Source organism: Acidovorax sp. KPB24-07 (assembly GCF_057543315.1).
In genome coordinates this window covers 1-3442 of sequence record NZ_BAAJYS010000352.1, presented here as the reverse complement: position 1 = coordinate 3442, position 3442 = coordinate 1, and the positions used below count along the sequence as shown (strand labels likewise).

General features: G+C 71.1%; 3 protein-coding genes and 1 pseudogene. All 4 read left to right on the top strand.

The window, feature by feature from the left end:
• Window positions 1–815 (top strand): annotated as a pseudogene (locus AC27IQ_RS20780) (FAD-dependent oxidoreductase); the annotation flags it as partial.
• 94 nt (window positions 816–909) lie between these two features.
• Window positions 910–1884, top strand: coding sequence for an ABC transporter permease (locus AC27IQ_RS20775; protein WP_284426666.1), 975 nt, complete (start codon window positions 910–912; stop codon window positions 1882–1884).
• Window positions 1881–2807 (top strand): ABC transporter permease, encoded by a 927-nt coding sequence (locus AC27IQ_RS20770; RefSeq protein WP_487090623.1) that lies wholly within the window; start codon window positions 1881–1883, stop codon window positions 2805–2807. Before AC27IQ_RS20775 ends, AC27IQ_RS20770 begins: the two co-directional genes overlap by 4 nt.
• On the top strand, window positions 2804–3442 hold a 639-nt coding region (locus tag AC27IQ_RS20765), incomplete at its 3' end, for an ABC transporter ATP-binding protein (protein WP_487090622.1). The genes AC27IQ_RS20770 and AC27IQ_RS20765, both read left to right, overlap by 4 nt.

The window sequence follows — 3442 nt, the reverse complement described above, 5'->3', positions numbered from 1 at the left end:
CCATGGATTCGGCCGCCACGGCGCTGGAGGCCGGCGCCGCGCGCGTGGACCTGCTGGTGCGCCGCGCGGAACTGCCCCGCGTGAACAAGGGCAAGGGCGCGGGCAACCCTGGCATGGCACACGGCTTCTGGGCCCTGCCGGACGAATGGAAGTGGCGCTTTCGCCATTACCTGAACGTGCAGCAGGTGCCGCCGCCGCACGGCAGCACGCTGCGCGTATCGCGCCACGCCAACGCGCACTTCCACCTGGGGGCCGGCGTGCACGGCGCGTCCGTGCGGCCCGATGGCGCGCTGCGCCTGGAGACCGCCAAGGGCCCGCTGGCCGCCGACTTCGTGATTTTCTGCACCGGCTTTCGCACCGACTGGGCGCTGCGTCCGGAGTTCGCCGCGTTCGCGCCGGCCGTGCGCCTGTGGCAGGACCGCTTCGTGCCGCCGGCCGGCGAGGACGATGCCGAGCTGGTCGCCTCGCCCGACCTGGGGCCTCTGTTCGAGTTCCAGGAAAAGGCGCCCGGCGCCTGCCCGGGCCTGGACCGCGTGCACTGCTTCAACTACGGCGGCGCGCTGTCGCAGGGCGCGGGCGCGGGCGACATCCCGCAGATCAGCGATGGCGCCCAGCGCCTGGCGCGGGGCCTGGCCGCCCGCCTGCTGGCCGACGACGCCGCGCTGCACTACGCGGCCATGCAGCGCTACGAAGAGCCCGAGCTGGACGGCGACGAATGGACGCCGGCGGCCTTCCCGGCCTATGGGTCCGAAGCCGCCGCGCCGGCCGCCAGCGCCCCGGCCCTTCCCGAAAGCGCCCCGGAGGTCACGCGATGATTGCTATGAAAATAATAGCTATATGCCCTAGTGGATATTGCACTGGAGGCCTTTTTGCCTTGAAGCGCTCGCGGCCGCCCGCGGCCCCGCGGCCATGACCGGCTGGCTGCTGCGCCGCCTGGGCCAGGCGCTGCTGGTGGTGCTGGCCATGACGGTGATCGTGTTCGTGGGCCTGCACGCCATCGGCAACCCGGTGGACATCCTGATCGGCGACGACATGAACCAGCAGGAGCGCCTGGCCGCCATCGCGCGGCTGGGGCTCGACCAGCCGCTGTGGCGCCAGTACCTGGCCTTCATCGACGGCGCGCTGCATGGCAGCCTGGGCAAGAGCTTTGTGTACCAGGAAGATGCCGTGCGCCTGATCCTGCAGCGCCTGCCCGCCACGCTGGAGCTGGCCCTGGCCGCGCTGGTGCTGGCGGTGGTGCTGGGCGTGCCGCTGGGGCTTTATGCCGGCATGCGGCCGGACAGCGCGGTGTCCAAGGCGCTCATGGCGGTCAGCATCGCGGGCTTTTCGCTGCCGGCGTTCTGGGTGGCGCTGATGCTCATCATGGTGTTCAGCGTGCAACTGGGGTGGATGCCCGCCAGCGGCCGCGGCGCCACGCGCGAGCTGTTCGGCGTGCCGTGGTCGTTCCTCACGCTCGATGGCCTGCAGCACCTGGCGCTGCCGGCGTTCAACCTGGCGCTGTTCAAGATCTCGCTGGTGCTGCGGCTCACGCGGGCCGGCGTGCGCGAGGTGCTGCCGCAGGACTTCGTGAAGTTCGCGCGCGCCAAGGGCCTGTCGCCCGCGCGGGTGATGTGCATGCACGTGCTGCGCAACACGCTGATCCCGCTCGTCACGGTGCTGGGCCTGGAGCTGGGCTCAACCATTGCCTATGCGGTGGTGACGGAGAGCATCTTCGCGTGGCCCGGTGCGGGCAAGCTGATCCTGGACAGCATCAACAGCCTGGACCGCCCCGTGGTCGTGGCCTACCTGATGGTGGTGGTCGTGATCTTCGTGACGCTCAACCTGGTGGTGGACGTGCTCTACCGCCTGCTGGACCCGCGCGCCCGGGTGGAGGGCGCGGCATGACGCAGCCTGTGGTTTCGCCCGATGCTCCCGTGGCGCGGGGCTTCGACGACCGGTCGATCTGGTACCGCGTGGCGGCGGACTTTCTGCGCTCGCGCACCGCGGCCGCCGCGCTGGCCGTGCTGGCGCTGCTGGTGATCGCGGCGCTGGCCGCGCCCTGGATCACGCCGCAGAACCCCTACGACCTGATGCAGCTCGATGTGCTGGATGCGCGCCTGAAGCCCGGCGCGGCCAACGCCGAGGGCACCTTCACCTACTGGCTGGGCACGGACGGGCAGGGGCGCGACCTGTACTCGGCCATCGTGTACGGCCTGCGCATCAGCCTGCTGGTGGGCGTGGGCTCGGCCGTGGTGGCGGCGGTGATCGGCACGCTGGTGGGGCTGCTCGCGGCCTACGCGGGCGGCAAGGTCGATGCGCTGCTGATGCGCGTGGTCGACCTGCTGCTGTCGTTCCCGACCATCCTCATGGCGCTGATGATCCTGGCCTACGTGGGCAAGGGCGTGGGCAACGTGGTGCTCACGCTGGTGCTGCTGGAGTGGGCCTACTACGCCCGCACGGCGCGCGGCCAGGCGCTGGTGGAGGCGCGCCGCGAATACGTGGAGGCCGCGCGCGGCCAGGGCATTCCGGGCTGGCGCATCGTCACCGGGCACATCCTGCCCAACTGCCTGCCGCCGCTCTTGGTGATCGGCGCGCTGCAGGTGGCGCGCGCCATCACGCTGGAGGCCACGCTGTCGTTCCTGGGCCTGGGCGTGCCGATCACCGAGCCCTCGCTGGGCCTCCTGATCTCCAACGGCTACCAGTACCTGCTGTCCAACGAATACTGGATCAGCTTCTTTCCCGGCCTGGCGCTGCTGTTCACCATCGTCGCGATCAACCTCGTGGGCGACCAGCTGCGCGACGTGCTCAACCCGAGGCTGCAGAAATGATGGGCACCGCATCGTCTTCCCCGATCCCGGCGTCCGCTGCCGCGGTGCCCGCCGGCGTTCCCACGCTGGAGGTGCGCGATCTGCGCACGCGCTTTCACACCCGCGCCGGCGTGCTGCCGGTGGTGGACGGCGTGTCGTTCACGCTCGGGCGCGGCAAGGTGCTGGGCCTGGTGGGCGAGTCGGGCTCGGGCAAATCCGTCACCGGCTTTTCGATCATGGGGCTGGTCGATCCGCCCGGCCGCGTGGAGGGCGGGCAAGTGCTGTTCCAGGGCCGCGACCTCACCACGCTGCCGGCTGCCGAGCGGCGCGCGCTGCAGGGCAACCGCATCGCCATGATCTTCCAGGACCCGATGGCCACGCTCAACCCGGTGCTGCGCGTGGACACGCAGATGATCGAGGCCGTCAAGGCGCACCGCCGCGCCACCACCGCCGAGGCCCGCGCCCTGTCGCGCGATACGCTGGCGCTGATGGGCATTCCCAGCCCCGACGACCGGCTGCGCGCCTACCCGCACCAGCTGTCGGGCGGCATGCGCCAGCGCGTGGCGATCGCCATCGCGCTGCTGCACGGGCCCGACCTCGTCATCGCCGACGAGCCGACCACGGCGCTGGACGTGACCATCCAGGCGCAGATCCTG